The following is a 26,312-nucleotide window of genomic DNA, read 5'->3' on the forward strand; positions in this document are numbered from 1 at the left end:
CCAGGTCCACATGCTCGGCTCCCACACCCGCGGCTAACCCCCCACCCACCCACCCCACCTACCACACCCGCCCCACCCAAGATCGCGACGATCTTGCGCGGACTGTGGGGATGACACGCCCTCATCGGGCATATCCCCAACAGTTCACGCAAGATCGTCGCGATCTTGCTTTGTGGAGTGCGCCCTGAGGCGAGGGGTTAGGGCAGCCAGGTGGTTAGGGAGGCATGGAGGTGGACTGGGTCGAGGCCGTGCCAGTGGGCGTGGTCGGTGGGGGTGCCGTAGGCGTGCAGGTCGCGGCGGGTTACGCCGAGGCTGAGGAGGCGGTGGGGGCGGTCGGCGAGGGCCTCGGAGATCACGTGGGCCGAGGTGCCGGCCAGGTAGGGCTCGATCACGGCGACGTTGCCCGAGGTGGCGAGTTCGCGCAGGCCGGTGGTGTCGAACGGGCGCGGGGTGTGGGTGTAGGCCACCGTCACGTCCAGCCCGCGGGTCGCCGCGAGGACCGGGGCGAGCATCGGGCCGACCGCGACGACCAGGGCCTTCGAGCCGTGGCGCACGGGGCGCAGGAGGGCCGCGTCGGCGTACGCGATGTCGTTGGTCTGGGTCGACAGGCGCAGGTAGACGGGGTCGTCGTGGGCCGTGGCCGCGGTGAGCAGCGGGGCGACCTCGCCGGGGTGGCCGGGCACGTGCACGGTCCAGCCGGGCAGGGTGTCGATGAGCTGCACGTCCATCGGTGACATGTGGGTGTAGCCGGCGGACGAGCCGTCGTAGGACGCGCCCACGCTGACCAGGATCGCGCCGACGCCCTGGTGGGCCAGGTCGAGCTTGATCTGCTCGTACGCCCGGTCGACGAGGAACGTCGCGTAGCTGTGCGCGATGGGGCGCAGGCCGGTCAGCGCGAGCCCGCCCGCCACACCGATCATCAGCTGCTCGCGGATGCCGACGTTGAGCACCCGGTCGGGGTGCTTGAGCGCCGCCGGTTCGAACGCCGCCGCCGAGATGTCGGCCAGCACCAGCGTGGTGCGCGGGTCCGCGTCGATCAGCGCGGTCGCCGTGTCGATGAACGCCTGCCTCATGATCAGATCCCCTTCGTCTCGACCACCGCGACGACCACGTGCGGCGCGCCTTCGGCCGCCTGCCTCAACCCGGCCTCGACGGCGTCGTGGTCGCGCCCGTCGACGGTCACCGCGGTCCACCCGTGCACCGCGAACCGGGAGGCGATCCCGCCCGGCCAGCCGTGCGACGCGCTCCGGTTGTCGATCACCACCGCGGTGACCGTGTCCAGCCCGGTCGCACCCGCGTACGCGATCGCCTCGTGGTTGCTGCCCTCGTCCAGTTCCGCGTCGCCGAGCAGCACGTACACCCGGGGCTCCAGGCGCCCTTGGGCCCGCAGGCCGAGTGCGGTGCCCACGGCCAGGCCCAGCCCGTGCCCGAGCGAGCCCGAGCTGATCTCCACGCCCGGCACCCGCAGCCGGTCCGGGTGGTGGCCGAGCGGGCTGGCCGCACCGCCGAGGTCGTCCAGCCAATCGGGCGGGAGGAAACCCTTCGCCGCCAGCACCGCGTAGTAGGCCGCCGGGCCGTGCCCCTTGGAGAGCAGGAAGCGGTCCCGGTCGGGGTCGTCGAGCCGGCGCGGGTCCACCCGCAGCACCCGGTCGTAGAGCACCCAGAGCACGTCCAGGGTCGAGTACGCGCTCGGCGCATGCTTCTCGTCCCCGGTCAGCCGCCGGAGCAGCGGCTCGACATCCATCACCGTCATGGGAGTAGCCTGCAAGTTAAAGTGCACTTGAACTCAAGTACGGGGGACGCGTGAAACCGGTGACGCTCACCATCGGCGAACTGGCGGCCCGCAGCGGGGTCGCGCCGTCGGCGCTGCGCTTCTACGAGGAACGCGGGCTGATCCACTCGACGCGCACCAGCGGCAACCGGCGCCGGTACGAGCGCAGCGAGCTGCGCCGCGTCTCGTTCATCCGGATCGCGCAGCAGGTCGGGGTGTCCCTGGAGCGGATCAGGGACGCGCTGACGGAGCTGCCCGAGGGGCGTACGCCCACCAAGGCCGACTGGACCCGGCTGTCCGCCCGCTGGCGGTCCGAACTCGACGACCGCATCGCCCTGATGCAGCGCCTGCGCGACACCCTCGACGATTGCATCGGCTGCGGCTGCCTGTCCCTGCAGTCCTGCAGGCTCTACAACCCCGGTGACGAACTGGCCGCGCAGGGCTCCGGCCCGCGCAAGCTGCTGGGCTGACGGGCAGGGGCGGCATGGCGGCAACGGTCCGCCTAAAGTGGCCGCATGACTCTCGCTGACGTCGATGTCGAGCAGCCCTCGCCACCTTCGCCGCCCGCCCGCCCGGGCCGCCGCCGGCGCGTGCTCGGCATCGTGGCCGGTGTGCTGGTCCTGACCTTGGCCGGGGCCGGGATCGCCGCGAACATGTACTACGACAGCATCCCGGAACCACCCGAGTTCCGAGTGCGCCACGCGGTCGCGGACGTCACCGAGCTGCCGCTGCCGGTGCTCAACACGTTCGTCGCCGCCGTCGACCCCGCCTTCTACGAGGACCCGTTCCGGCCCTGGTCGGCTTCGCTGATCACCCGCCGCTACATCGTGTACGCGGCGCAGGGCGGCGACGCCTCCAGCATGTGGGTCGGCATCATGGCGGACAGGCTGGACGACAAGTACACCCACCAGCAGGTCCTGGGCTTCTATCTCAACACCGCCGACTTCGGCCGCAGCGCGATCGGCATCGAAGCGGCGGCACAGGCATACTTCGGCAAGCCCGCGACTCGGCTGACCGTGGCCGAGGCCGCCGTGCTCGCCGCCCAGGTCGCCCCGGATGCCCCCGCCAACCCGCAGTCGGGCTGGGAGCAGGTGCTGCGCACGATGGTGGAGCGCGGCTGGCTGACCTCGGAGGAGCAGGCCCTACTGTCCTATCCCACCATCCGGTAACCCACCGCCCTGCACGGGTCGCCGTCACGGCATCGGCGCAGTCCCCGGCCTGATCGCGCGATTGTCCGGTAGTCGCGGGCTGCGGACGATCATCGATGCGCCTACCGTGACGGAATGACCCTTGTCGAACTCCCGAAGTCCGCTGCGGCCGCCATGCCCCCGCCACGCCGGCGCCTCCTGCGCCGGCTGGCGGGGACCGCGGTCGCGCTCGGGCTACTCGCGGGCGTCGCCTTCGGCCTGGCCGAGTACTACTACACCACCGTGCCCATCCCGCGCGACAAGTCGGGCATGGCGCAGGTGCGAGCGGAGAACCTGCGCCCGGGTGTCGCCGACACCATCGTGGCGGCCGTCGACCCGGACTTCTACCGGCAGTCGAACGAGCTCATCTGGCCGTCCTCGGAGATCACCAAGCGGTACGCGGTGGTCGCGATGGGCGTGTCCTGGGACGACCTGGACAGCTGGCGGGTACGCGTCGGCGCACACAAGCTGGAGGGCTGGTACACGAAGGCCCAGCTGCTCGACTTCTACCTCAACACCGCCCACTACGGCGAGGGCGCGATCGGGCTCGGACAGGCTTCGATGCTGTACTTCGAGAAGCATCCGCGCGACCTCACCGTCGCCGAGGCGGCGCTGCTCGCGGCGCACCTCGACACGGCCCCCGGCGACGTGCGGGCCGCCTGGAACCGGGTGCTCGACACGATGGTCGAGCGCGGCTGGCTGGACGCGGCCGAGCGGGCCGGGCTCGCCTTCCCCACCAGCAACCGCGGCTGACGCCGGGGCGGCCGCCGCACCGCGCGGTGTGGCGGCCGACCTGCGCTTCCGGGGTGGACCGGATACCGCCAGATACGGGTTCGGGTGCCATTCCGGCCGCTTTCGCAGCGGGAATGGCACCCGAAGGGAACAGCTTTACGGGTGGCAGGTCAGCTGCCGTCGCCCCGCGTCTCGCCCTCGTCCACCGGTGCGACCTCGCCCGGCCCGGCGAACGGATCGCCCTCGGCGAGCAGCGCCGCCGGGGACTCGACCGCGACGGTCTCGGTGACCTCGACGGTCTCGATGATCGCCAGCGTCTCCACCGCCGGCGCGGCGGCGGCCGCACCGGGCTCGCCCGCGCCGAACATCCGCGGCAGCGTGCCGGTGAAGGCGTCCCGCAGCTCGGCCTGCGACACCGTGAACCGGCCCGCCTCGCCGTGGCCGATGACCGTCAGGTCCGCGCCCTCGTCGTCGACCTGGCCCAGGATCGTCGCCGGCAGCTCGTGCTCGGCCAGCAGCGACTCGAACGCCTGGCGGTGGCCCACCGGAACGCTGATCAGCACTCGGCCGGCCGACTCGCTGAACAGCGACACGAACGGCTCGATGTCCACGGGCAGGGTCACGGTCGCGCCCAGGCCCTTGCGCAGCACCGACTCGACCAGCGCCTGCGCCAGACCGCCGTCGGACAGGTCGTGCGCCGAGCGGACCAGGCCGATCTCGGCGGCCCGCTGCATGAAGCCGGCGATGGCCTGCTCCCGGGCGAAGTCGACCTTCGGCGGGCGGCCGCCGAGGTGCTGGTGCGCGACCCAGGCCCACTCGGAGCCGGACAGCTCCAGGCTGGTCTCGCCGAGCAGCACGAGCACGTCGCCGGTGTGGCTGAAACCCATCGGGATGCGCTGCGCCGTGTTCTCCAGCACGCCGAGCACGCCCACGACCGGGGTCGGGTGGATCGCCACCGCGCCGGTCTGGTTGTAGAAGCTGACGTTGCCGCCGGTCACCGGGATGCCCAGCTCCTGGCAGCCGTCGGCGATGCCGCGCACGGCCTCGGCGAACTGCCACATGACCGCCGGGTCCTCCGGCGAGCCGAAGTTGAGGCAGTCGGTCACGGCGACCGGCTCGGCGCCGGTGACGGCCACGTTACGGTACGCCTCGGCCAGGGCCAGCTTCGCGCCCTCGTACGGGTCGAGGCGGGCGAAGCGGGAGTTGCAGTCCAGCGACAGCGCGACGCCGAGGCCGGTCTCCTCGTCGAGGCGGACGACGCCCGAGTCCTCCGGCTGCGCCAGCACGGTGTTGCCCAGCACGTAGCGGTCGTACTGCTCGGTCACCCAGCTGCGGTCGCACAGGTTCGGCGACGCGGCCAGCTTGAGCATCGTGTCCTTGAGCTGGAAGTCGTGGTGCGGGCGGGGCAGCGTCTCCGCGCGGTCGGCCTGCAGCAGGATCAGGTCCGCGGGCTCGCGCAGCGGCCGGGCGTACACCGGGCCGTCGTCGGCGAGGCTGCCCGGGGGCACGTCGACCACGGTCTCGCCGTGGAAGGTGATCCGGACCCGGCCGGTGTCGGTCACGACGCCGATCGGGGCGGCGATGACGCCCCACAGCTGGGCGATGCCGAGCACCGCGTCCAGCTTGCCCGGCTCCACGATGAAGAGCATGCGCTCCTGCGACTCGCTGGCCAGGATCTCGTGCGGCTCCATCGAGGCCTCACGCAGGTGGACCTTCTCCAGCTGGATGTCCATGCCGGTGCCCGCCGAGGCGGCGGTCTCGGTGAGCGCGCAGGTCAGGCCCGCGCCGCCGAGGTCCTGCACACCGACGATCAGCTTCGACGCGTACAGCTCCAGGCACGACTCGATGAGCAGCTTCTCGGTGAACGGGTCGCCCACCTGCACGCTCGGCCGGCGCTGCTGCGACTCGTCGTCGAAGGTCGCGCTGGCCAGCACCGACACACCGCCGATGCCGTCGCGGCCGGTCTTCGCGCCCATCAGCACCACGATGTTGCCGGGGCCGTCGGCCTCCTTGCGCTGCAGGCCGTCGACCGGCAGCACGCCCAGGCTGAGCGCGTTGACCAGCGGGTTGCCCTGGTAGCACTCGTCGAAGAAGACCTCGCCGCCGACGTTGGGCAGGCCCAGGCAGTTGCCGTAGCCGCCGACGCCCGCGACGACCCCCGGCAGCACCCGCTGGGTGTCCGGGTGGTCGGCCGCGCCGAAGCGCAGCGAGTCCATCACCAGGATCGGGCGGGCGCCCATGGCGAGGATGTCGCGCACGATGCCGCCGACGCCGGTCGCCGCGCCCTGGTAGGGCTCGACGAACGACGGGTGGTTGTGCGACTCGACCTTGAAGGTGACCGCGATCTTCTCGTTGATCTGGATCACACCGGCGTTCTCGCCCATGCCGGCCAGCATCCGGTCGGACGGCGGGGCCTTCTCGCCGAACTGGCGCAGGTGCACCTTGCTCGACTTGTACGAGCAGTGCTCGCTCCACATGATCGAGTACATGGCCAGCTCGGACTGGGTCGGCCGGCGGCCCAGGATCTGCTTGATCCGCTGGTACTCGTCGTCCTTGAGGCCCAGCTCCAGGTAGGGCTGCAGCTCGTCCGGCGTCGCCTCGGCGTTCTTCACCGAGTCGATGGAGATGTCGTTCATGCTGCCGCCTTAGCGTCGGCCAGGTGCTTCAGCACCGACGAGAAGAATCCGAGGCCGTCCAGCGACGGGCCGGTCAGCGCCTCGACCGCGTGCTCCGGGTGGGGCATGATGCCCAGCACGTTGCCGGCCTCGTTGCGGATCGCCGCGATGTCGCGGGTCGATCCGTTCGGGTTGCCGCGGACGTAGCGCGCGACGATCTGGCCGTTGGCCTCGAGCTCGTCCAGGGTGCGCTCGTCGGCGACGTAGCAGCCCTCGCCGTTCTTCACCGGGATCAGGATCTCCTGGCCCGCGGTGAAGTGGTTCGTCCAGGCCGTCGAGGAGTTCTCCATCCGCAGCCACTGGTCGCGGTTGCGGAAGTGCAGGTGCTGGTTGCGGGTCAGCGCACCGGGCAGCAGGTGGGCCTCGCAGAGGATCTGGAAGCCGTTGCAGATGCCCATGACCGGCATGCCCCCGCGCGCGGCGTCGGCGATCGTCTCCATCACCGGCGCGAACCGGGCGATCGCGCCGCAGCGCAGGTAGTCACCGTAGGAGAAGCCGCCCGGGAGCACCACGGCGTCGACGCCGTGCAGGTCCGGGTCGGCGTGCCAGAGCCGTACGACCTCGGCTCCGGAGATACGTGCGGCACGGGCCGCGTCCCCGTCGTCCAGCGAACCGGGGAAGGTCACCACACCGATCTTGCTCATGCTGCTTCGACTACCCGGATCTCGTAGTCCTCGATGACCGGGTTGGCGAGGAGCTTGTCCGCGATCTCGCGGGCCCTCTCCAGGTCGGCATCTCCGGCGAAATCGATCTCCACACGACGACCGATACGCACTGAGGCGACGTCATTGACGCCCAGGCGGGGCAGCGCGTTCGCGACGGCCTGCCCCTGCGGGTCGAGGATCTCGGGCTTAAGCATGACGTCAACCACGACGCGAGCCACGGGGAAACTCCTGACTTTTTTCTATGTCTGCCTGTCCGCCACGGGCAGCACCAGATTACCGGTCGACCAAGTCGCCCCTTATTCTGGGGATCGGCAAAAGTCCCACGAGTTGACTGCTTTCACAGAGCTGAGAGCAAGGTCACGACCGCGAGGACCGCGCACACCCCGGCGCCGACGTAACGGATGACTGCCAGCCTCACCCGTTTCAACAACCATCGACCGAGAAGCACCGCGAGTCCGGAAACCGTCGCCAGACCGAGCCAGCCGCCCAGAAACGTCGGCAACATCGGGCGTCCGCTGGCGACCAGACCCGCCAGCAGCAGTTGCGACAGATCGCCCCATTCCGCGGTGAACAGCACCGCGAAACTGGCGACCGCCGCCCGCCAGCCCCGCTTCGGCTCGACGGCCTTGGCCTCGAACTCGGCCTCCTGCTCCTTCTCCTGCGCGTCGGCCCTCCGCGCACCACGAGCCAGCACGAACGCCCCCGTCGCGAACAGCAGCGCGGCCACCAGCTGCACCGGCCGCGTCGGGAGCTTGGTCAGCAGCGTGCCGAATGCCACCGCGATCGCACACTGCACCCCGAACGCCGCGACGACCCCGAGCCAGGTGGGCAGCGGGCGGTAGCGGGTGCTCAGCACCAGCGTCGCGACGAACGTCTTGTCCGGCAGCTCGACCGGGACGATCGCGACGTACGCCACCAGCAGCGCGGTGAGGAACTCCACCTGCCGATCCTCGCAGCGCGCGGGGCCGCCGCACGCGAACTCGACTACACCGCGCCGGGCGTGAGCTGCGGATACGCGCCGACGGCGTTAGGAAGGGCACCTTCTACAACGCGGAGCGTTAAGAAGGTGCCCTTCCTTTGCCCGGGTCAGAGGATGGCGGCGGGGGTGTAGGCGGCGGCGGAGGGGTGTTGGGCGGCGATCTTCTCCACCTGGGCGACGATCGCGGCGACCTGGGCGGAGGCGGCGCCGACGAAGGCGGTGCGGTCGGCGACCAGGGCGTCGATCTCGGCGCGGGACAGGCCCAGGCGGGTGTCGGCGGCGAGGCGGTCGAACAGGTCGTTCTCCGCCTGGCCCCGCTCACGCATCGCCAGCGCGACGCCGACCGCGTGCTCCTTGATCGCCTCGTGCGCGGTCTCCCGGCCGACGCCCTTCTTCACCGCGCCGACCAGCACCTTCGTGGTGGCCAGGAAGGGCAGGTAGCGGTCCAGCTCACGGTTGATGACGGCCGGGTATGCGCCGAACTCGTCGAGCACGGTCAGGAAGGTCTGGAACAGGCCGTCCAGGGCGAAGAACGCATCCGGCAGGGCCACCCGGCGCACCACCGAGCAGGAGACGTCGCCCTCGTTCCACTGGTCGCCGGCCAGCTCACCGGCCATGCTCGCGTAGCCGCGGACGATCACGGCCAGGCCGTTGACCCGCTCGCTGGAGCGCGTGTTCATCTTGTGCGGCATCGCCGACGAGCCGACCTGGCCCGGCTTGAAGCCCTCGGTGGCCAGCTCCTGGCCCACCATCAGCCGGATCGTGGTGGCCAGGCTCGACGGCGCGGACGCCGCCTGGGCCAGCGCGGTGAGCACGTCGAAGTCCAGCGAGCGCGGGTACACCTGGCCGACGCTGTCCAGCACGCGGGCGAAGCCGAGGTGCCCGGCGACGCGGCGCTCCAGCTCGGCGACCTTCGCGGCGTCGCCGTCGAACAGGTCGAGCTGGTCGGCCGAGGTGCCGACCGGGCCCTTGATGCCGCGCAGGGGGTAGCGGGCGATCAGCTCGTCGAGGCGCTCGTACGCGATGAGCATCTCCTGCGCTGCGCTCGCGAACCGCTTGCCCAGGGTGGTGGCCTGCGCCGGGACGTTGTGCGAGCGCCCAGCCATGATCAGGTTGTCGTACTCGGCGGCGCGGGCGGCCATCCTGGTCAGCGCGGCGACGATCCGGTCCCGGATCAGCAGCAGCGAGTCGCGGATCTGCAGCTGCTCGACGTTCTCGGTGAGGTCGCGCGAGGTCATGCCCTTGTGGATCTGCTCGTGCCCGGCCAGCGCGCTGAACTCCTCGATGCGCGCCTTCACGTCGTGCCGGGTCACCCGCTCGCGCTCGGCGATCGAGTCCAGGTCGACGGTGTCCAGCACCCGCTCGTACGCCTCGATGACGCCGTCCGGAAGCGCGATGCCCAGATCGCGCTGGGCGCGGAGCACGGCGAGCCAGAGCCGCCGCTCGGCGCGGACCTTCTCCTCGGGTGACCACAGCGTCACCAGTTCGGCGGAGGCATACCGGGTGGCCAGGACATTCGGAACGTGCGGGCGCTTTGTCACGTGCCTCATTCTCGCACGCACCGATCGACGACCCTGGCGAGGCTGTACGCCCACGTATATACTCGGAAGTCGAATCGTATATACGCGATGCGAGGGGGAGCCGATGGCGAAGATGCTGATCGACGTCGACGAGGAGCTGCTCGCCGACGCGGCCGAGGTCTTCGGCACCAAGACCAAGAAGGACACCGTCAACACGGCCCTGCGGGAGTCGGCCGCCAGGCTACGCCGCGCCCGCGCTCTGGACGAGTTACGGCAACTGGGAGAGGCCGGATACTTCGACGAGCTCTTGGACAAGAGCAACTATCGTCCGAAGCCATGACCGTCGACTACCTGATCGATACCAGTGCCCTGGTGCGGCTGCTTCGACCCGGTTCGGCGACCCTCGGTTGGGATCAGCAGATCGAACAAGGACTGGTCGGCGTCTGCCCGATCACGGAACTTGAACTTCTCTTTGCCGCAAGGTCGCTGGTCGACCGGAAGAAGATCGTTGCACTCCTGAACGATGCCTACCCCTGGGTGCCGATGCCTGATGACGTCTACCACCGGGCGACGCAAGTGCAGGACCTGCTGACGCAGAAGGGTCAGCACCGCAGTGCGGGGCCGATCGATCTGCTGGTGGCGGCGGCCGCTGAGCTGAGCGGGCTGACCGTGCTGCACTACGACGGGGATTTCGACGTGATCAAGCGAGCCACCGGGCAACCCGCCCAGTGGCTCGCTCCGCCCGGCACCATCCGCTAGGCGCGACTCAGGGATACAGCGTCAGCGCCGGGTTCATCACGATCGCGACCAACTGCCGCCGGTTCAGCGGTGGTTCGGGCAGCGGTTTGCTCATCGTGAACCCCTTGCCTCCGCGCTGCACCGTGATGGAGACGCTCTGACCGTCCGGGCGATAAACCGCCACGGAGTAATGCTGCCACCCCAAACCCTTGCCCTCGCGGTCGCTCGTGCCCACATAGGCGATTTCCGAGACCTGCTCACCGGTCGGCGCGGTCCATGTCACGCATTCATAGTGAGCGGGTGGATCTGTGGGACATTCGAGCCGGTCGCTCGGCAGCCTTCTGCCCACGCTCATCCGGACACTGCCGGTCACTCGACCGACCTCGATGTCCGCAGCGCCAGCGATGTAGTACCCAGGGATTTCGAATTTCGTGCCGGCGAACTTCGGCTCGACGATGAGCTCCGCGGCGAAGGGCGCCCTGGTGGTCCCGAAATGAGGGGACATCCGCATCTCTGGTGCCTGTGCTCGCACGGCCTCTCGCATCGCCTCCGTCAGCCGGACCACGGCGGCATCCCGTGGCTCTGTCGGCTCGGCGCCCAGGAACACCGACTGCGTTCCCGATGGGGATGCATGGCTGGTCGGAGACGCCGCCACCGGCGAGGCCCCGCCCTGCGGACGCCAGGCGTTCGGGACGAGGACCGCCGCACCCACCGCCAGGCTGACCAGTACCGCGAGCCCGGTGGTGCCGAGGACGTGCCTGCCCCGACGCCGCCGCTCCCGGCGCATGATGGCCTCGACGTCGATCGCGGTCGGCGGGGCCGATGCGACCAGCTGATCCAAAATGATCTTGCTCATATGGCACCCTCCAACCGTCTCGCGAGGGCCGCGGTCCGCAGCGTCGCCAGCCCGCGTGCGGCCTGGCTCTTGACCGTTCCCTGGCTGATCCCCAGCAGCTCCGCGGTCTCCTCCACGGACACGTCCAGATAGAACCGGAGCACGAGCACCGCGCGCTGACGCTCGCCCAGCGATTCGAGCAGCTGCCACAACGCCTCGCGCTCGACCACGTCCGGATCGCCGACCGTCGCAATAACCGGCATCGCTTCGTCGGACTGCTCACGGCGTCGCCACGACCGTTTGCTCTCGTCCCGCCACGCGTTCGTGAGCACGCGTGCCGCGTAGGCGTCGGGATTGGCGGCGCCGGTCACCCGCCGCCAATGTCGGTAGAGGCGCGCGACGGTCTCGGCGACCACATCGTCCGCGGTGTGCCAGTCACGGCAGAGCAGGAACGCGGTCGCCCGCCATCGCTCCATACGCGCGGCGACGAACTCGCGGAACTCCCCGTCGGATGCACGCCCGCGTCGAACTGGAATCGTCATCACCCAGCTACGACCGGCGCCGCTGCGAGCGGGGTTGCACGCCACGACGACGCGCTTTCACTTTCCGGGAACCGCGGCCCCGGACGCTGCGGAGAGTACGGTTCCCGGAAAGCGCGCGAAGCCGGCGGATCAGCGTTCGAGGACGGCGACGACGCCCTGGCCGCCGGCGGCGCAGATGGAGACGAGGGCGCGGCCCTTGCCCTTCTGGGCGAGGAGTTTCGCGGCGGTGGCGACGATGCGGCCGCCGGTGGCGGCGAAGGGGTGGCCCGCGGCCAGCGACGAGCCGTTGACGTTGAGGCGGGCGCGGTCGATCGTGCCCAGGCCGTTGGACTCCCAGGCGGCCAGGGTGGCCAGCACCTGCGAGGCGAACGCCTCGTGGATCTCGTAGAAGTCGAAGTCCTGCAGCTTCAGGTCCAGGCGGGAAAGCAGCTGGGGCACCGCGTACACGGGGGCCATGAGCAGGCCCTCGGGCTCCGGGTCGCCGTGCACGAAGTCGACGGCCGCGGTCTGCGCGGTGACGAAGTGGGCCAGCACCGGCAGCTTGCGCTCGGCGGCCCACTCGTCGGTGCCGAGCAGCACGACGGCGGCCCCGTCGGTCAGCGGGGTGGAGTTGCCCGCGGTCATGGTCGGGTTCTTGCCGCGCAGGCCGTAGACGGGCTTGAGCGCGCCGAGCTTGTCCAGCGAGGTGTCCGGGCGCAGGTTCTGGTCCCGGGTGAGGCCGAGGTACGGCGTGAGCAGGTCGTCGAAGAAGCCCGCGTCGTACGCGGCGGCAAGCTTGCGATGCGAGTCCAGCGCGAGTTCGTCCTGGTCGGCGCGGGTGACGCCCCAGCGCTCGGCGGTGATCGCGGCGTGCTCGCCCATGGACAGGCCGGTGCGCGGTTCGGCGTTGCGGGGCAGCTCGGGCTTGAACGGCTGCAGCGGGCGCAGCGCCATCGCCGCCTTGATCCGTTCGCCGGTGGTCTTCGCGTTGTTGAGGCGCAGCAGGATGCGGCGGAACTGCTCGTTCAGGGCGAGGGGGGCGTCGGAGGTGGTGTCGACGCCGCCGCCGATGCCGGAGTCCAGCTGCCCGAGCGCGATCTTGTTGGCGAGGTAGGTGATCGCCTGGAGACCGGTGCCGCAGGCCTGCTGCAGGTCGACGGCGGGGGTGGCCGGGTCGAGGCCGGTGCCGAGCACGGCTTCGCGGGTGAGGTTGAAGTCGCGGGAGTGCTTGAGCACCGCACCCGCGGCCACCTCACCGAGGCGCTGCCCGGCGAGGCCGTGCCGGGCGATGAGGCCGTCCAGCGCGGCGGTGAGCATGTCCTGGTTGGAGGCGCGCGCGTAGCGGCTGTTGGAGCGGGCGAACGGGATGCGGTTGCCGCCGATGACGGCGACTTTGCGCACTTCGGCAGTCACAACAGCCTCCTGGTGTCAAACCTTACTCGCGAGTAAGGTCTACCGCATGAGCGACCGTTACACAAGTTTCGCAAGGTCCGGGCCGGGGCGGGCGCTAGTCAAGCGGCTCGGGCTGCCCGATCCGCCGCGGCTGCCGCGCTACCGGTCGGGCGATGCGCTCATCCCCGGGCCGGTGCTGGTCGGTCCGTCCGACGGCCCGCGCTACGAGGAGCTGGCCAAGCTGCTCGGGTCGAACGAGCAGGGCGAGAAGCACCACGCGCTGGTCTTCGACGCCACCGGCATCACCACGCCCGGCGGGCTGCGGGCGCTCTACGACTTCTTCCACCCGGTGGCGCGCTCGCTCACCCCGGCCGGCCGCGTGATCGTGCTGGGCCTGCCGCTGAGCAGCGCCGCCGACCCCGGCCAGGCCGCCGCGCAGCAGGCGCTGGACGGCTTCGTGCGCAGCGTCGGCAAGGAGTTCGGCCGGGGCACCACGGCCCAGCTGGTGCGGGTGCACCCGGAGGCCGACGTCGCCGCGCTGCGCTCGACGCTGGAGTTCCTGCTCTCGACGAAGTCGGCGTACGTCAGCGGGCAGACGATCACCGTGGACGCGACACCCGCACCGCAGACGAAGGACCTGACCGGCAAGGTCGCGCTGGTGACCGGGGCGGCGCGGGGCATCGGCGCGGCCATGGCCCGGGTGCTGGCCCGCGACGGGGCGCACGTGATCTGCCTGGACGTGCCGTCGGCCGGGGACGACCTCGCCAAGGTCGCCAACGAGGTGCGCGGGGAGGCGTACCAGCTGGATCTGACCGGTGCCGACGCCGCGCAGCGGCTGGTCGAGCACGTCCGGGACCGGCACGGTCGGCTCGACGTGCTGGTGCACAACGCCGGCATCACCCGCGACAAGACGCTCGCGAACATGGACCTCACCCGCTGGGACAGCGTGCTCAAGGTCAACTTGATCGCCCCGGCGCACGTCACCGAGGCGCTGCTCGACGCGGGGCTGATCCCGGCGGGCGGGCGCATCGTCGGCGTCGCCTCGATCGCGGGCATCGCCGGCAACCGCGGGCAGACCAACTACGCCGCCAGCAAGGCCGGTGTGATCGGCTGGGTGCGCGGGCTCGCGCCCGTGCTCGCCGCGCAGGGCGTCACCGTCAACGCGGTCGCGCCCGGCTTCATCGAGACCGCGATGACCGCGAAGATGCCGATACTGATCCGCGAGGTCGGGCGGCGGATGAACAGCCTGTCCCAGGGCGGCCTGCCGGTCGACGTCGCCGAGACGGTGGCCTGGTTCGCCGCGCCCGGCTCGGCCGCGGTGACCGGCAACGTGGTCCGGGTCTGCGGCCAGTCGCTGCTGGGGGCCTGATGCCCAGCATGCTGCGCGCCGCGCTGTCCGTGCTGCCCTTCCCCCGGCCGAGCACGCTGCCCGACGACACGCTGACCGCCAGGGTCACCGTCGACCCCGAGCACCTGGCCCGCTACCAGCGGGTGTGCGGCTTCGGCCTGAGCGACCGGCTGCCGATCACGTATCCGCACGTGCTGGGCTTCGGGCTGCAGCTCGACCTGATGACCCGGCGCGACTTCCCGTTCCCGGTCGTCGGCGGGGTACACGTGGCCAACCGGATCGAGCAGCACCGGCAGCTCACCGCGGGCGACGTGCTCGACCTCGCGGTGCACGCGCGGGACCTGCGCGACCACCCGCGCGGCCGGCAGTACGACGTGATCACGACAGCGTCGGTGGACGGTGTGGTGGTGTGGCGGGACGTGTCGACCTACCTGCGCAAGGGCCCGTCGGGTGAGCCGAAGGGCGAGCGCCCGGCCCGTGAACCCGCCCCGGCCTCGCCTCCGCACGCCACGTGGCGGGTGCCGACCTCGACCGGCACCGCGTACGCCGAGGCGTCCGGCGACCACAACCCCATCCACACCTCATGGGCGGGTGCGCGGCTGTTCGGCTTCCCGAAACCCATCGCGCACGGCATGTGGAGCAAGGCCCGCTGCCTGGCCGCGCTGGAAGGGCGGCTGCCCGCGTCCTACACCGTGGACGTCGCGTTCAAGCTGCCGATCCTGCTGCCCGCCACCGTCGGCTTCACCTTCACCGGCCGCGAGTTCGCCCTCCGGGACGCCCGCACCGCCAAGCCCCACCTGACCGGCACGATCACGGCGTGAGCGGGCCGGTCCGGTCGAAGAAGGTGCGGAGCATCGCGGCGGACTCGTCGGCCAGGACCCCGGAGTAGACCTCGGGGCGGTGGTTGAGGCGGCGGTCGCGCAGCACGTCCCAGAGCGAGCCGGCCGCGCCGGTCTTCGGCTCCCAGGCGCCGAAGACCACGGTGCCGATGCGGGCCAGCACGATCGCGCCCGCGCACATGGTGCATGGTTCGAGGGTCACCACCAGGGTGCAGCCCTCCAGCCGCCATGCGCCGAGCCGGGCGGCGGCGGCCCGCAGTGCGAGGATCTCGGCGTGCGCGGTCGGATCGTGGGCGGCCTCCCGCTCGTTGCGCCCGACGGCCAGTTCCGTGCCGTCGGGGGCGTACACCACCGCGCCGACCGGCACGTCCGCGCTGTCGTCGCAGCCCGCGGCGACGTCGAGGGCGCGGCGCATCCACTGTTCGTGCCGCGCCCGGGGTCTCAAGACTCCCGCAGCTCCTCGACCTCGTCGCCGCAGCCGATCGCCTGGCACACCTCAGCCGTGACGTCGGCGGGCAGCAGGCCGTCGGTGGCGCAGAGGGCCAGCAGCTTGTGCGCGGAGACGCCGAGGTCGGCCAGCAGGTCGGCGTCGCCCACCGGGTCGGCGGTGGGGTCGGCGGCGGGGCGGTCCTCGTCGTCGTCGGCCGCCTCGACCTCGTCGATCTCCACGACCGGGGCCTCGACGTCGACGAGCAGCAGCTTGCCGAGGCGGGACTCGTCGGCGAAGGCGGAGTCCGAGCCGAAGATCCGCAGGTCCTCACCCTCGTCGAGGCGCAGGACGACCAGGTATGCGTCGTCGGACTCGACGAACATCAAGGAGACGTCGGCGGCCGGGTCGGCCTCGCGTAGCAGGTCGGCCACCTCGTCCACGTCTGCCGCGTCATGCAGGTTCAGTTCGCTGGCGGCCCAGCCGGACCGGCCTCGGACCACCGCGGCGGCGAAGTACGACACGGTCCCCCCAAATGGTGTCGATATGGGCTACGAGCGATCCCCGGATCACCCGCGAGACGGGCACCAGCCGGCGGTCCGCCGAGTGATGACCCTGATCTGACAACGACCAGTCAGCCCGCCAGTCGCCGACGCGTCGCGATCAGCTCGCGGAGTTTGTCGGCCGCGACGCCCTTGCCGGCCCCCCGGACGGCACGCGCGACGCTGGAGGTGCCGCCCACGACCGGCAGCAACCGCTCGCGGCCGGTGCCTCCGGACAGCTCGGCGAGCAGCTGCAGGCGCCGGCGACAACGGTCCGGATCTGGCTGCTGCGGCGTCCACATACAGCCGAGAGTGCCGCGCGAGTGTGACCCGCGTCAAGTCCGGGAACGCGGTTGTTTGGTGACGCTTCGTGACCACCGCTCCTCAGCGTCGTACCGCCGACGGGCTTGTCTCCGGGGTTTAACACAAGGTCACTCACAGTGGCCAGGCTCCTCGACGGATCCACTCGGCGATTACGGAGAGTGCCGCCGCGGCCCAGGCGACACCGGTCGCCGCGGCGACCCCCGCCGCGACCCCGCGGTCGCCGTACCGGGTGAGGGCCAGCGCGGCGGCCCAGGCGAGCAGGCCCGCCAGCACGGTCCAGCCGACATAGCCGCCCAGGGTCACCCCGAACATGCCGAACGACAGCAGCCACACCCCGGCCGCCAGCGCGCCGGCGACCACCGCCCACGGCCGCACCGGGTGGGGTTCACGCAAAGTCGGGCGCGTCCGAAGCTGGGTCATGCCTGCTCCTTGCCGCGCTCGTCGACGGTTCGCGCGCTACGCTCGCTCACTCACCTTCAACCGGCAGGAACGCCGTCACGGTACGGCGGTCCGCCGCGACCTCGGTGATCCAGCCGCCGGCGCGGCCCAGCCGCAGCAGCGTCTCCACCCGCACCGGGACCTGCTCGGGGCGGCCGGGTGCGGGCGGCCAGGCCTGCCGGGCGGCGTGCCCGTCCTTGGCCCAGTCACGGATCGCGCGCAGCGGGTCCCGTCCCTCCAGGGCCTTGGCCGCCTCGTCCAGCCGCTCCTGCACGTCACCGAGCGCGGTCAGCACCGCCGCGGCGTTGCCGCCGCACATCGCGGCGACCAGCTCCGGCCGGCTGCCGGCGACCCGGGTGCCGTCCCGGAACGAGCCCGCGGCCAGGGTCAGCGCCAGCGGGTCGCTCGCGGCCGTGGCCGCCAGAGCCAGCGCCAGCAGGTGCGGCACGTGGCTGATGACCGCCACCGCGCGGTCGTGCTCGGCGCTGGTCGCGGGCACCACCCGGGCGCCGAGCGCGGTGATCAGGCCGGCCACGGTGAGCCAGTCGTCCAGGCCGGTCGCCTCGTCCAGGCACAGCACCCAGGCGCAGCCCGTGAACAGGGCAGGATCGCCGGAGGCGAAACCGGACACGGACTTGCCCGTCATCGGGTGCCCGCCGACGAAGCCTGCGAGCGGGTTGGCCGCCCGGCGCAGCCGGGCCGCGACCGCCTCGCGCACCGGCCCCTTCACCGAGGTCACATCCGTGATCAGGCCGTGGTAGCCGCAGGCCGTCAGCGCGTCGAGCACATCGTCCAGCGCGGGCAGCGGCACCGCCAGCACCACCAGCTCGGCGTCGGCCGCGGCGTCACGGATGGTCGCGGTGATCTGCCAGCGCTGCGCCGCGGGCACCCGGGCCGCGGCGCTGCGGGCCGTGGCCCGCGTCTCCGGGTCCGCGTCGAACCCGAGCACGCGGTGCCCGGCGGCGGACAGGGCGCGCATGAGTGATCCGCCGATGAGTCCGAGTCCGATCACCGCGATGTTCACACGCGCAGCCTGCCACACCGGGAGCGCGGGAGCGTCGGCCCGGTGGGTGCCTCGTTGGGCATGACGTGCTGAAATGTTCAACATTGCGCAATATGACGGTGACCGCGGCGCTGGGCGTGCTGATCTCACCGCTGGCCTTCACCGCCGTCCTGGCCGCGCCGGTGAATCCGTCCCCCGCTCCTTCGGTGACCTTCAACGGGGAGGTGCTCGCCACCGCGTACTGGGGCAGCACCATCTACGTCGGCGGCGACTTCACCTCGGCCACCAGCAACGGCAAGTCGGTCGGGCGGTCACGGCTGGCGGCCGTGGACGCGCGGACCGGCGCGCTGCTGCCCTGGAACCCCGGTGCGGACGCGAGGGTGACCGCGCTGACCGTGGACGGGGGAGGTGTCTACGCCGCCGGTTCGTTCCACAAGGTGAACGGCGTCAACCGCGACAATCTCGCCAAGATCAGCACGTCGGGCGCGGTGCAGAGCACCTTCAAGCACTCGATCTCCGGCACGCCGTACGCGATCGCGGTCGGGCACGGCCGGGTCTACCTAGGCGGCTCCATCACCAGCGTGAACGGCCAGGAGCGCACCCGGGCCGCCGCGTTCGACGCGAACACCGGCGCGCTGGACCCGAACTGGCGGCCGCACGTCAACGACATCGTGCGGGCCGTGCTGGTCTCCTCCGACCGGGTCTACCTCGGCGGGCGGTTCAACGCGGTGAACTGGCTCAAGGGCACCGGCAAGGTGGCCGCGGTCGACCCGGCGCGCGGCGAGGTCGACCTGGGCTTCTGGTCCCACGTCACGGCGATGGTGCACGACCTGGCCCTGGACGGCGGCACGCTGTACGCCGGGATCGACGGCGGCGGCGGCCGGGCCACCGCGATGGACCTGGCCGGCAACGCGCGGTGGACCATCACCACCGACGGCGACGTGCAGGCGGTCGCGGTGCTCGACGGCACGGTCTACCTCGGCGGGCACTTCGACAACGTGTGCCGCGGCGCCAACGTCGGCAACAAGGGCGTCTGCCTCGACGGCTCGGACCGGCGGGTCAAGCTGGCCGCGGTCACCACCGCCGGCGAGCTGCTGCCATGGACCGCGAACGGCAACGGCTCGGTCGGCGTGAACACCCTCAGCGCCAACCGGGACCTGGGGCAGCTGGTCGCCGCGGGGGCGTACACCGCGATCAACGGCAACCCGCAACGCCGCTTCGCGCTGTTCAACCTGGTCAGCCGCCCGGGTTTCCTGGACAGCGGCTGGTGATCCGGCCTTGATCGCAGAAAGGGGCTCCCGCCGACGGCGGGAGCCCCTTTCTACGTCACCGCTACTTGACTTCCTGGATCATCACCGCGATCAGACCGGCGACCACCGGGGAGAGCACGACGAGACCGGCCTTCAGCTCGCCGAACGTGGTCTGGTCGAGCCCGAGCAGCTTCTCCAGCTTCCCCTTGTTCTCCGCCGCCTCGATCAGCTCACCGGTCGGCACCTGGTCCAGGGAGAAGTGCCGCTCCAGGTAGAGCTGCCCGCGCCGGCGCAGGGTCGCCGCGGTCGGGGCGAACATCGTGCCGACCACGAACGACGCGACCACTCCGGAATAGAGCACCACGCCCTTGTCGAGCTCCTCGCCGAAGCCGATCGCGACGGCGTTGACCGCCATCACCAGCAGCACGAGGATGCCGAGCTGGCTCAGCATGCGCGAGCACATCCGGCGCAGCCGCAGCAGCGCGTCCAGCTGCTGCCCGGGGGTGCCCGGCAGCGGGTCGGCGACCACCTGCTTCACCGCACCGAGCGTCGCCGCGCTGGTCATCCCACCGATGATGGCCAGGGCCGACAGCGCGATCCCGCGGTCGGTCAGGTTGTCCACGCCGCCCTTGTTGCCCAGCACGAACGGCGTCGCCCAGACCAGGCCGCCGGCGACCGCGAGCACGGTGAGCATGGACACCCACACCCGCCACCGCACGATGACGTGCAACCGGCGCACCTCGGCCCACCGGGACAGGCCGAACCCGAACGACTCGCCGGCCGCGGCACCCAGCAGTGCGGCGACCACGACGAACGTCATCGGGTGCGGCTTGCTGGTCCAGGCGATGCCCGCCCCGATCAGCGCCCCGACGAGCATGGTGAGCAGCCGGAAGTCGCCGATCGACCAGCCCCGCCCCTCGCGCGCCTCCGCCTCGTGCGCGGCGGCGACGACGTCTCCGGACGCGGCCGGCCGGGCGGGCTCGCCGTAGTCGAACGCCCCGATCAGGCCGCCGGTCCGCGTCACGGCCTCGGTCGCGGGGTGGTGCGGGTCAGGCTGGCGTTGCTGGATCACGCGATACTCTCCCGTCGGCATCGGCTCCACCGGCATGCGGTCACTCCCCGGCGTACGGTGCGAACACCTCGTGCAGCACCTCACGGCTCTTGCTGTCCGGCTCGGCGCCGGTCCACGACCGCTGGCGCAAGGCTTCGTCCATCGTGGAGCCTGATCGTGGCGCGAATCGCGCGACGCGGCTGCCGGACCTTATCGCGACCCCCCGACGGCGACAATCCCCTTCCCCGCCTGGGGTTCGCCGGGCGAGCGCTAGCCTGGCGGGATGAGCGGATCAGGTGGGCTGCGGGCCCTGCTGCGCGGGGACTGCCACGTGCACACCGACTGGTCCGACGGCGGCGACACCCTGGAGGCGATGGTCGCCGCGGCAGCCGCGCAAGGCCACGACTACGTGGTGCTGACCGATCACTCGCCCCGGCTCACCATCGCGAACGGGCTGTCCCCGCAACGCCTGCGCCGCCAGCTCGACGCCGTGGCGGCGGTGAACGACGCGCTGGCGGGCACGGGTTTCCGGGTGCTGACCGGCATCGAGGTCGACATCACGCCCGACGGGCGCCTCGACCAGGAGCCCGAACTGCTGGCACGGCTCGACGTCGTGGTCGGCTCGGTGCACAGCGAGCTGCGGATGGACCGGGCGAAGATGACCCGGCGGCTGCTCACCGCGCTGGCCGATCCGCACCTGGACATCCTGGGCCACTGCACCGGCCGCAAGCTGCCGGTGGCCACCGACTCCCGGCACGCCTCGCGCGGCGGCGCACCCCGGCGGCGCGCACCGAGCAGCTTCGACGTGGACGCGGTGTTCGCCGCGGCGGCCCGCCACGGCAAGGCCGTCGAGATCAACTCCCGGCCGGATCGCCTCGACCCGCCGTCGAACCTGCTCCGCAAGGCGGCGAAGGTGGACGGCCTGCAGTTCGCGATCAACTCCGACGCCCACGCGGTCGCCCAGCTCGGCTGGCTGCCCAACGGCTGCGCCCGCGCCGAGGCCGCCGGCATCACCCCCGACCGCATCGTCAACACCCTCCCCGCTGACGACCTCCTGTCCTGGACCCGCTCACACGGCCAGCCCTGATCGGCCACACAGGCCGCCTTGATCGCCCACACAGGCCGCCTTGATCACTCGACTTGCCAGGCAACTGGGCGAATGCGCGGTCAAGATACGCACGATTGCCAGGCAAGTCGAGCGATCTTGTCGCGTGGCGCGACGGCGCGCGGCGTGGCGCGACGGCGGGGCGCGGCGGCGGGGCGCGGCGGCGGGGCGGGGCCGCGGCGGTCAGGTGGGGCGGTGGCGGTCAGGTGGGGCGGTGGCGGTCAGGTGGGGCGGTGGCGGTCAGGTGGGGCGGCGGCGGGAGAGGGCACCCTGGGCGACGGCCACGCCGAGCAGGACGATCAGCGCGCCGACGGGCTGGTTCCAGTGCATGGACTCGCCCAGCACGAGGATGCCGAGCAGGGTGGCCACCACCGGAACCAGGTAGGTGACGAACGCGGCCATCGAGGCGCCCGCGGCCGCGATGACCCGCATGTTCAGGGCGAACGCGATGCCGCTGCCGAACACGCCCAGCGCGATCACCGAGCCGATGACCGGCCAGGACAGGTCGGTCACCGCGGGCGGCATGCCGGACACCAGCAGCGCGGCCAGCACCGAGGCCAGCGCCGCGACGGTGGTCTGCGCGAACGCCAGCGACACCCCGGACGGGCGTACGCCGCCGAAGTCGCGCCCGGTGACGAAGCGCTTGAGGTACGGGATCGACACGCCGTAGCAGGCGGCCGCCGCCCCGCACATGAGCTGCCCGGTCAGCGAGGACGCCCCGGTGTCGTGCCAGAAGCCGAGCACGATGAGCACGCCCGCGAACCCGATCAGCAGGCCGCCGGCGGAGCGGGCGGTGAACTTCTCGGTGCGGTAGACCAGCACCGCGAACGGCAGCACCCACAGTGCCGTGGTGGCGTTCCAGATGCCGGCGACGAGGCTGTCGACCCGCTCCTCGCCGTACGCGAAAAGGGTGAACGGCAGCGCCACGCCCACCACGCCCGGCAGCAGCATGTGACCCCACAGCCGGCGGTCGCCCGGCAGCCGCTGCCCGGCGATCAGCAGCAGCGCCAGCAGCGTCAACGCGCCGATGACGATCCGCCCGGCGGCGACCCAGGTCGGGTGCAGCTCCCGTACCCCGATCTTGATGAAAATGAAGCTCGAGCCCCAGATGACCGCATTGGCCGCGAACGCGGGCAACCAGGCGGACCTGGTGGCGGACGCGGTGGTGTCAGGAGCAATCGTGGTGGTCACCCCTGACACACTGCCAGAGTCGGCAGGTCCGGAGCCAGCGGGTTCCGGACATCGCACGGCCGATTTCCGCCACGACTATCTCGCCTGCGCCGAGGCGGGCCGGTCGGCTAGGTTTCCACGCATGGGACGAGTTGATGACCTGGCCGATCGCTATGTCGACGAGTGGGCGCCGCTGAGCCCCACCGGCGCCACCTATGTCGGTATCAGCGGCTATGACGACAAACTGGATGACCTCACCGCGGACGGCTTCGCCGCCGGCGCGGACCTGGACCGCCGCACGCTGGCAGAACTGCGCGCGATCGAGCCCGAGAACGAGCGCGAGTTCGTCGCCCGGGAGGCCATGATCGAGCGGATGGAGCTCGGCGTCGCCCGGTTCGACGCGGGCGAGGTGACCAGCGAGCTCAACGTCATCTCCAGCGCGCTGCACAACCTGCGGGCCACGTTCGACCTGATGTCGACCGACACCGAGGAGTCGGTCGCCAACATCGCCGCCCGGCTCAACGCCTTCCCCACCGCGCTCACGCAGTACCGGCAGACCCTGCTGGACGCCGCCCGCGCAGGCAAGGTCAGCGCGCGCCGCCAGATCGAAGAGGTCGCCAAGCAGTGCGACATCTGGACCAGCACCGACGGTGACGACTTCTACTTCGGCCTGGCCCGGCGCATCGAGGCCGGCGGCGCGCTGCGCGCCGAGCTCGACCGCGGCGCGGCGGCCGCCAACGAGGCGACCCGCGAGTTCGGGGCGTTCCTGCGCGCCGAGCTGGCCCCGCTCGGGCGGGAGAAGGAGGCCGCCGGGCGCGAGCGCTACGAGCTGGCCTCGCAGTACTTCCTCGGCGCGCGCGTCGACCTGGACGAGACGTACGCCTGGGGCTTCGAGGAGCTGCACCGGCTGGAGACCGAGATGCGGACCGTGTCCGCGGCCATCGCCGGCCCCGGCGCCTCCATCGACGAGGCGGTGGCCAAGCTCGACGCCGACCCGAAGTACAAGATCCAGGGCAAGGAGCAGTTCCGCGACTGGATGCAGCAGCTGGCCGAGAAGGCCATCAGCGACCTGAACGGCACCCACTTCGACATCCCCGAGGCCATCCGGCGCATCGAGTGCTGCCTCGCCCCGACCAGCGACGGCGGCATCTACTACACCGGGCCGAGCGAGGACTTCACCCGTCCCGGCCGGATGTGGTGGGCCGTGCCGCAGGGCGTCAACGACTTCTCCACCTGGCGCGAGGTGACCACGGTCTACCACGAGGGCGCTCCGGGCCACCACCTGCAGGTCGCCCAGGCGGCATACCAGGCGGACAAGCTCAACCGCTGGCAGCGGCTGCTGAGCTGGTCCTCCGGCCACGGCGAGGGCTGGGCGCTGTACAGCGAGCGGCTCATGGACGACCTCGGTTACCTGGCCGACCCGGCCGACAAGCTCGGCATGCTCGACGGGCAGGCGTTCCGCGCCGCCCGCGTCATCGTCGACATCGGCATGCACCTGGAGCTGGAGATCCCGCGGGACAACCCGTTCGGCTTCCACCCCGGCGAGCGGTGGACCCCCGAGCTGGGCTGGGAGTTCCTGCGGGCGCACTGCCGGGTGCCCGACGAGAACCTGCGCTTCGAGCTCAACCGCTACCTCGGCTGGCCGGGGCAGGCCCCGTCGTACAAGGTCGGCGAGCGGATCTGGCTGCAGGCCCGCGACGACGCCAAGGCCCGCAAGGGCGCCGCGTTCGACCTGCGGCAGTTCCACTCCGACGCGCTCGACCTGGGTTCGCTCGGCCTGGACCCGCTGCGCAAGGCGCTCGCCCGCCTCTGAGCCCCGCGAACGGGAACGGGCCGGCGGTCTCGACCACCGGCCCGTTCCGTCTCCCGGCGCGAGGGCTGCCGCGCCGTTCCTGTCGTCAGTCGATCAGGAGGTACGTGTCGTCGGTCAGTTCGGACACCGAGCCGTCGGCGTACACGCTGCGCACCAGCAGCAGGTAGACGCCCGACGAGGTCGGCGTCAGGTCCAGGACCGCGACGCCGTCCGGGCCGGCCTCGACCTGGTGCAGCTCGGACTCCCATTCGAACAGGTACTCGTACGCCACCACGTTCGCCCCGCGCGGACGGAAGGTCCAGGTCAGCGGCGTGCCGACCTGCCCCACGTGATACGCGCCGTCGTAGCCGGTCGAGGTGACGTTCGGCTGGTCGTGGACCCTGACCTGGCCGCTCCACACCCCTGCCTTCCCGTCCGCGGTGTAGCTGGAGACGGCGATCTGCCGGTAGCCCACCTCGGTGAACACCACATCGGCCGTGGCACTGCCGTCCGCCCCGGCCTGCACCGTGACCTCGGGGCCGCCGTCGACGCTGTACCGGTACGACGTGATGCCCGCGACGATCGACGAGAGCACGAGCCGGCTGGGCACGTTGACGCCGTTCATCTCGAGCGTCACCTGGGGCCGGGTGTCCCGCGCCAGGAAGAAGTAGCTCTTCTCCGGACCCTGGTTGCCCGCCCGGTCGACCCCGGCGGCGTAGACCGTGTTCTGGCCCACGCGGCCCGGCGTGTAGGTGATGCTCACCGCGGCGCCCGGGGCCGGGGCGTCCACCATCTGGCTGCGCCCGGACGCGTCCCGGAAGAAGTACCGCACCACGTCCTGGTCGCCCTGGGCGTCGAGCGTGAACGTGCCCGGGATGCCCACGCCACCCGTGGTCGGCGGCTCGCCGTTGCTCTCCGGGTACATCTGCGAGCTGATCAGCGGAGCGTGCGCCGGGGCGACCGAGTCGACCGCGAAGTAGCAGGGCGCGGCCCACTCGGACTGGTCGTGCCGGTCGTCCGCGCGCGCGGACCAGGCCACGACCGTGCCGTGCGGGTAGACGTCCGTCGGGATGTACCGCCGGATGTCGCCCACGCCGTAGCTGCCACCCGGGTAGGTGCGGCGCTGCTCTGGCTGGTCGACCGGCCAGGCCGCGAACTCGGCGGTCTCGTCGTCGTGGTCCGGGTCGGTCACCGTCGCCGCGAGCATCACGCCCGCGCTCGAACCCGCGACGATGGTCGGCGCGCTCTGCGTGCCGCACTCGTTCTTGAAGTACAGCCGCTGGTTGCCGATCGTCGGCACGGTATTGGCCGTGAACTGCAGGCCGGGCCGGTAGAAGAAGGTCCGGCCGAACCGCAGCCCGCCCTCGCTGCCCTCCGCGACGCGCAGTTCCAGGGTCAGCTTCGCCTCGCCCCGCGCCTTCGCCGCAAGGACCGTGGCGAGCAGGTCGAACTTGAGGTAACCGGGGCAACCGGTGCCCTCGTTGCGGGCCGGCGTGCCCAGCTTCTCCAGCTCCGCGGGCGGGTTGCGCCACGTCGGGCTGCTGCCGATCGGCGCGGTGCGCCACAGCTCCAACGGCGCCTGCGCGCCGCAGTCGGTCACCGTTTTCTCCTGGGCGAACAGGGTGGCCTGGGTCACCTTCCGGCCGTCGAACCCGGCCAGGTCGAAGGTGAAATAGAACCGCGACCGGTACTTCTCGCCCGTCGCCGGTTCCTGCCGCCCCACCGGCGCGTTGACCGCCTGGTTGACGAAGCTCGTCCGAGCCTGGTCGGACCTGGTGTACGCCCAGGCCGAGGCTGAGATCGACGCGTCCTCGTAGGCCGCGGCGGGGGCCTGGCCGCCGAGCAGTGCGACGGCCGCTGCCGCGGTGAGCGATACGGCCCCCGCCAGCAGTCTTCTTGTTTTCATGGAACCTCCCCGTCGTTCGCGGACCTGTCCGCGAACGACGGGGAGCCTAACAACGCGCCACCTGGCGCGATACACCATTTCGGACCGCGATCAAACCGTGGA

General features: G+C 71.5%; 27 protein-coding genes and 1 pseudogene. 10 read left to right on the top strand and 18 right to left on the bottom strand.

The features are described from left to right. Window positions 1-197 precede the first annotated feature (197 nt). Together HAV39_RS07150 and HAV39_RS07155 are read right to left on the bottom strand one after the other, a co-directional pair. Entirely contained in the window at window positions 198-1,073 is an 876-nt protein-coding gene (locus tag HAV39_RS07150) for a transketolase family protein (RefSeq protein WP_191838422.1), read from the bottom strand. 2 nt (window positions 1,074-1,075) lie between these two features. After that, window positions 1,076-1,753, bottom strand: coding sequence for a transketolase (locus HAV39_RS07155; protein WP_373311702.1), 678 nt, complete (start codon window positions 1,751-1,753; stop codon window positions 1,076-1,078). A 50-nt stretch (window positions 1,754-1,803) separates the two neighbouring features. On the opposite strand from HAV39_RS07155, the gene soxR reads away from it, so the two are divergent. From soxR to HAV39_RS07170, 3 genes are all read left to right on the top strand, one after another. Then, window positions 1,804-2,241 (top strand): redox-sensitive transcriptional activator SoxR, encoded by a 438-nt coding sequence (gene soxR / locus HAV39_RS07160; protein WP_191838423.1) that lies wholly within the window; start codon window positions 1,804-1,806, stop codon window positions 2,239-2,241. Window positions 2,242-2,286: 45 nt separating this feature from the next. After that, window positions 2,287-2,940 (top strand): transglycosylase domain-containing protein, encoded by a 654-nt coding sequence (locus HAV39_RS07165; RefSeq protein ID WP_191838424.1) that lies wholly within the window; start codon window positions 2,287-2,289, stop codon window positions 2,938-2,940. A 114-nt stretch (window positions 2,941-3,054) separates the two neighbouring features. Continuing rightward, window positions 3,055-3,711, top strand: a complete 657-nt coding sequence (locus HAV39_RS07170) for a transglycosylase domain-containing protein (protein ID WP_191838425.1) — start codon at window positions 3,055-3,057, stop codon at window positions 3,709-3,711. 149 nt (window positions 3,712-3,860) lie between these two features. Here HAV39_RS07170 and purL read toward each other — a convergent pair whose 3' ends face one another. The 5 genes from purL to purB all read right to left on the bottom strand — a co-directional run bounded on the left by purL (window position 3,861) and on the right by purB (window position 9,559). After that, window positions 3,861-6,326: a phosphoribosylformylglycinamidine synthase subunit PurL gene (purL, locus tag HAV39_RS07175; RefSeq protein ID WP_191838426.1), complete on the bottom strand. Its 2,466-nt coding sequence runs from the start codon at window positions 6,324-6,326 to the stop codon at window positions 3,861-3,863. Then, window positions 6,323-7,009, bottom strand: coding sequence for a phosphoribosylformylglycinamidine synthase subunit PurQ (gene purQ / locus HAV39_RS07180; RefSeq protein ID WP_191838427.1), 687 nt, complete (start codon window positions 7,007-7,009; stop codon window positions 6,323-6,325). Before purQ ends, purL begins: the two co-directional genes overlap by 4 nt. Next, window positions 7,006-7,248, bottom strand: a complete 243-nt coding sequence (purS, locus tag HAV39_RS07185) for a phosphoribosylformylglycinamidine synthase subunit PurS (protein WP_120317757.1) — start codon at window positions 7,246-7,248, stop codon at window positions 7,006-7,008. The genes purQ and purS overlap by 4 nt, the downstream gene beginning before the upstream one ends. A gap of 119 nt (window positions 7,249-7,367) precedes the next feature. Further along, window positions 7,368-7,970, bottom strand: coding sequence for a TMEM165/GDT1 family protein (locus tag HAV39_RS07190; protein ID WP_191838428.1), 603 nt, complete (start codon window positions 7,968-7,970; stop codon window positions 7,368-7,370). A gap of 146 nt (window positions 7,971-8,116) precedes the next feature. Then, on the bottom strand, window positions 8,117-9,559 hold the full coding sequence (gene purB / locus HAV39_RS07195) for an adenylosuccinate lyase (protein WP_191838429.1): 1,443 nt from the start codon (window positions 9,557-9,559) through the stop codon (window positions 8,117-8,119). A gap of 94 nt (window positions 9,560-9,653) precedes the next feature. Here purB and HAV39_RS07200 point away from each other — a divergent pair, with 94 nt between their 5' ends. Together HAV39_RS07200 and HAV39_RS07205 are read left to right on the top strand one after the other, a co-directional pair. After that, window positions 9,654-9,869, top strand: coding sequence for a type II toxin-antitoxin system VapB family antitoxin (locus HAV39_RS07200; protein ID WP_191838430.1), 216 nt, complete (start codon window positions 9,654-9,656; stop codon window positions 9,867-9,869). Continuing rightward, a complete protein-coding gene (locus HAV39_RS07205) occupies window positions 9,866-10,288 on the top strand; it encodes a PIN domain nuclease (protein WP_191838431.1) in 423 nt (140 codons plus the stop codon). The genes HAV39_RS07200 and HAV39_RS07205 overlap by 4 nt, the downstream gene beginning before the upstream one ends. A 7-nt stretch (window positions 10,289-10,295) precedes the next feature. Here HAV39_RS07205 and HAV39_RS07210 read toward each other — a convergent pair whose 3' ends face one another. From HAV39_RS07210 to HAV39_RS07220, 3 genes are all read right to left on the bottom strand, one after another. After that, complete coding sequence (locus tag HAV39_RS07210; protein WP_191838432.1) at window positions 10,296-11,123, bottom strand: hypothetical protein; 828 nt, start codon at window positions 11,121-11,123, stop codon at window positions 10,296-10,298. Then, window positions 11,120-11,644, bottom strand: a complete 525-nt coding sequence (locus HAV39_RS07215) for a SigE family RNA polymerase sigma factor (protein WP_191838718.1) — start codon at window positions 11,642-11,644, stop codon at window positions 11,120-11,122. Before HAV39_RS07215 ends, HAV39_RS07210 begins: the two co-directional genes overlap by 4 nt. Before the next feature lie 129 nt (window positions 11,645-11,773). Next, window positions 11,774-13,036 carry an acetyl-CoA C-acetyltransferase gene (locus HAV39_RS07220; RefSeq protein WP_191838433.1) on the bottom strand — a complete coding sequence of 421 codons (1,263 nt, stop codon included), beginning with the start codon at window positions 13,034-13,036 and terminating at the stop codon, window positions 11,774-11,776. 46 nt (window positions 13,037-13,082) lie between these two features. Between HAV39_RS07220 and HAV39_RS07225 the strand changes: the two genes are divergently transcribed. Together HAV39_RS07225 and HAV39_RS07230 are read left to right on the top strand one after the other, a co-directional pair. Then, on the top strand, window positions 13,083-14,384 hold the full coding sequence (locus tag HAV39_RS07225) for a 3-oxoacyl-ACP reductase (RefSeq protein WP_191838434.1): 1,302 nt from the start codon (window positions 13,083-13,085) through the stop codon (window positions 14,382-14,384). Then, on the top strand, window positions 14,384-15,184 hold the full coding sequence (locus HAV39_RS07230) for a MaoC/PaaZ C-terminal domain-containing protein (protein ID WP_191838435.1): 801 nt from the start codon (window positions 14,384-14,386) through the stop codon (window positions 15,182-15,184). The genes HAV39_RS07225 and HAV39_RS07230 overlap by 1 nt, the downstream gene beginning before the upstream one ends. On the opposite strand, the gene tadA is transcribed toward HAV39_RS07230, so the two are convergent. From tadA to HAV39_RS07255, 5 genes are all read right to left on the bottom strand, one after another. Next, window positions 15,174-15,647, bottom strand: a complete 474-nt coding sequence (gene tadA / locus HAV39_RS07235) for a tRNA adenosine(34) deaminase TadA (protein WP_223124402.1) — start codon at window positions 15,645-15,647, stop codon at window positions 15,174-15,176. The two genes, HAV39_RS07230 and tadA, sit on opposite strands and share 11 nt — an antisense overlap. Then, window positions 15,644-16,153 carry a tRNA adenosine deaminase-associated protein gene (locus tag HAV39_RS07240; RefSeq protein WP_191838436.1) on the bottom strand — a complete coding sequence of 170 codons (510 nt, stop codon included), beginning with the start codon at window positions 16,151-16,153 and terminating at the stop codon, window positions 15,644-15,646. The genes tadA and HAV39_RS07240 overlap by 4 nt, the downstream gene beginning before the upstream one ends. Before the next feature lie 110 nt (window positions 16,154-16,263). Next, window positions 16,264-16,473: a hypothetical protein gene (locus tag HAV39_RS07245; RefSeq protein ID WP_120317745.1), complete on the bottom strand. Its 210-nt coding sequence runs from the start codon at window positions 16,471-16,473 to the stop codon at window positions 16,264-16,266. A 133-nt stretch (window positions 16,474-16,606) separates the two neighbouring features. Then, window positions 16,607-16,915 carry a hypothetical protein gene (locus tag HAV39_RS07250; RefSeq protein ID WP_191838437.1) on the bottom strand — a complete coding sequence of 103 codons (309 nt, stop codon included), beginning with the start codon at window positions 16,913-16,915 and terminating at the stop codon, window positions 16,607-16,609. Window positions 16,916-16,961: 46 nt separating this feature from the next. Further along, window positions 16,962-17,957 (bottom strand): prephenate dehydrogenase/arogenate dehydrogenase family protein, encoded by a 996-nt coding sequence (locus HAV39_RS07255; RefSeq protein ID WP_239120466.1) that lies wholly within the window; start codon window positions 17,955-17,957, stop codon window positions 16,962-16,964. A 92-nt stretch (window positions 17,958-18,049) separates the two neighbouring features. Between HAV39_RS07255 and HAV39_RS07260 the strand changes: the two genes are divergently transcribed. After that, complete coding sequence (locus tag HAV39_RS07260) at window positions 18,050-19,207, top strand: PQQ-binding-like beta-propeller repeat protein (protein ID WP_191838439.1); 1,158 nt, start codon at window positions 18,050-18,052, stop codon at window positions 19,205-19,207. A gap of 61 nt (window positions 19,208-19,268) precedes the next feature. Here the strand turns inward: HAV39_RS07260 and HAV39_RS07265 are convergent, their stop codons facing one another. Beyond that, window positions 19,269-20,258: a hypothetical protein gene (locus HAV39_RS07265; RefSeq protein WP_191838440.1), complete on the bottom strand. Its 990-nt coding sequence runs from the start codon at window positions 20,256-20,258 to the stop codon at window positions 19,269-19,271. A gap of 280 nt (window positions 20,259-20,538) precedes the next feature. On the opposite strand from HAV39_RS07265, the pseudogene HAV39_RS07270 reads away from it, so the two are divergent. Then, window positions 20,539-21,324: pseudogene (locus HAV39_RS07270) on the top strand (PHP domain-containing protein); the annotation flags it as partial. A gap of 258 nt (window positions 21,325-21,582) precedes the next feature. Here the strand turns inward: HAV39_RS07270 and HAV39_RS07275 are convergent. After that, window positions 21,583-22,533: a DMT family transporter gene (locus HAV39_RS07275; RefSeq protein ID WP_239120465.1), complete on the bottom strand. Its 951-nt coding sequence runs from the start codon at window positions 22,531-22,533 to the stop codon at window positions 21,583-21,585. Window positions 22,534-22,654: 121 nt separating this feature from the next. On the opposite strand from HAV39_RS07275, the gene HAV39_RS07280 reads away from it, so the two are divergent. Next, window positions 22,655-24,325 (top strand): DUF885 domain-containing protein, encoded by a 1,671-nt coding sequence (locus tag HAV39_RS07280; protein WP_191838442.1) that lies wholly within the window; start codon window positions 22,655-22,657, stop codon window positions 24,323-24,325. Window positions 24,326-24,410: 85 nt separating this feature from the next. Here HAV39_RS07280 and HAV39_RS07285 read toward each other — a convergent pair whose 3' ends face one another. Further along, the gene (locus tag HAV39_RS07285) at window positions 24,411-26,210 is read right to left on the bottom strand and encodes a hypothetical protein (protein ID WP_191838443.1); all 1,800 of its coding nucleotides are present in this window, start codon (window positions 26,208-26,210) and stop codon (window positions 24,411-24,413) included. Window positions 26,211-26,312 lie beyond the last annotated feature (102 nt).

The organism is Catellatospora chokoriensis, from assembly GCF_011297315.1.
Lineage (GTDB): Bacteria > Actinomycetota > Actinomycetes > Mycobacteriales > Micromonosporaceae > Catellatospora > Catellatospora citrea.

Coding starts and splice junctions, on each gene's coding strand:
- HAV39_RS07245 (WP_120317745.1), bottom strand. CDS start 16,473: ATGTGGACGCCGCAGCAGCCAGATCCGGACCGTTGTCGCCGGCGCCTG.
- HAV39_RS07260 (WP_191838439.1), top strand. CDS start 18,050: ATGACGGTGACCGCGGCGCTGGGCGTGCTGATCTCACCGCTGGCCTTC.
- purL (WP_191838426.1), bottom strand. CDS start 6,326: ATGAACGACATCTCCATCGACTCGGTGAAGAACGCCGAGGCGACGCCG.
- purQ (WP_191838427.1), bottom strand. CDS start 7,009: ATGAGCAAGATCGGTGTGGTGACCTTCCCCGGTTCGCTGGACGACGGG.
- HAV39_RS07250 (WP_191838437.1), bottom strand. CDS start 16,915: ATGACCCAGCTTCGGACGCGCCCGACTTTGCGTGAACCCCACCCGGTG.
- HAV39_RS07205 (WP_191838431.1), top strand. CDS start 9,866: ATGACCGTCGACTACCTGATCGATACCAGTGCCCTGGTGCGGCTGCTT.
- HAV39_RS07210 (WP_191838432.1), bottom strand. CDS start 11,123: ATGAGCAAGATCATTTTGGATCAGCTGGTCGCATCGGCCCCGCCGACC.
- HAV39_RS07285 (WP_191838443.1), bottom strand. CDS start 26,210: ATGAAAACAAGAAGACTGCTGGCGGGGGCCGTATCGCTCACCGCGGCA.
- purB (WP_191838429.1), bottom strand. CDS start 9,559: ATGAGGCACGTGACAAAGCGCCCGCACGTTCCGAATGTCCTGGCCACC.
- HAV39_RS07225 (WP_191838434.1), top strand. CDS start 13,083: ATGAGCGACCGTTACACAAGTTTCGCAAGGTCCGGGCCGGGGCGGGCG.
- HAV39_RS07200 (WP_191838430.1), top strand. CDS start 9,654: ATGGCGAAGATGCTGATCGACGTCGACGAGGAGCTGCTCGCCGACGCG.
- HAV39_RS07230 (WP_191838435.1), top strand. CDS start 14,384: ATGCCCAGCATGCTGCGCGCCGCGCTGTCCGTGCTGCCCTTCCCCCGG.
- HAV39_RS07150 (WP_191838422.1), bottom strand. CDS start 1,073: ATGAGGCAGGCGTTCATCGACACGGCGACCGCGCTGATCGACGCGGAC.
- HAV39_RS07215 (WP_191838718.1), bottom strand. CDS start 11,644: ATGACGATTCCAGTTCGACGCGGGCGTGCATCCGACGGGGAGTTCCGC.
- HAV39_RS07155 (WP_373311702.1), bottom strand. CDS start 1,753: ATGACGGTGATGGATGTCGAGCCGCTGCTCCGGCGGCTGACCGGGGAC.
- HAV39_RS07165 (WP_191838424.1), top strand. CDS start 2,287: ATGACTCTCGCTGACGTCGATGTCGAGCAGCCCTCGCCACCTTCGCCG.
- HAV39_RS07280 (WP_191838442.1), top strand. CDS start 22,655: ATGGGACGAGTTGATGACCTGGCCGATCGCTATGTCGACGAGTGGGCG.
- HAV39_RS07170 (WP_191838425.1), top strand. CDS start 3,055: ATGACCCTTGTCGAACTCCCGAAGTCCGCTGCGGCCGCCATGCCCCCG.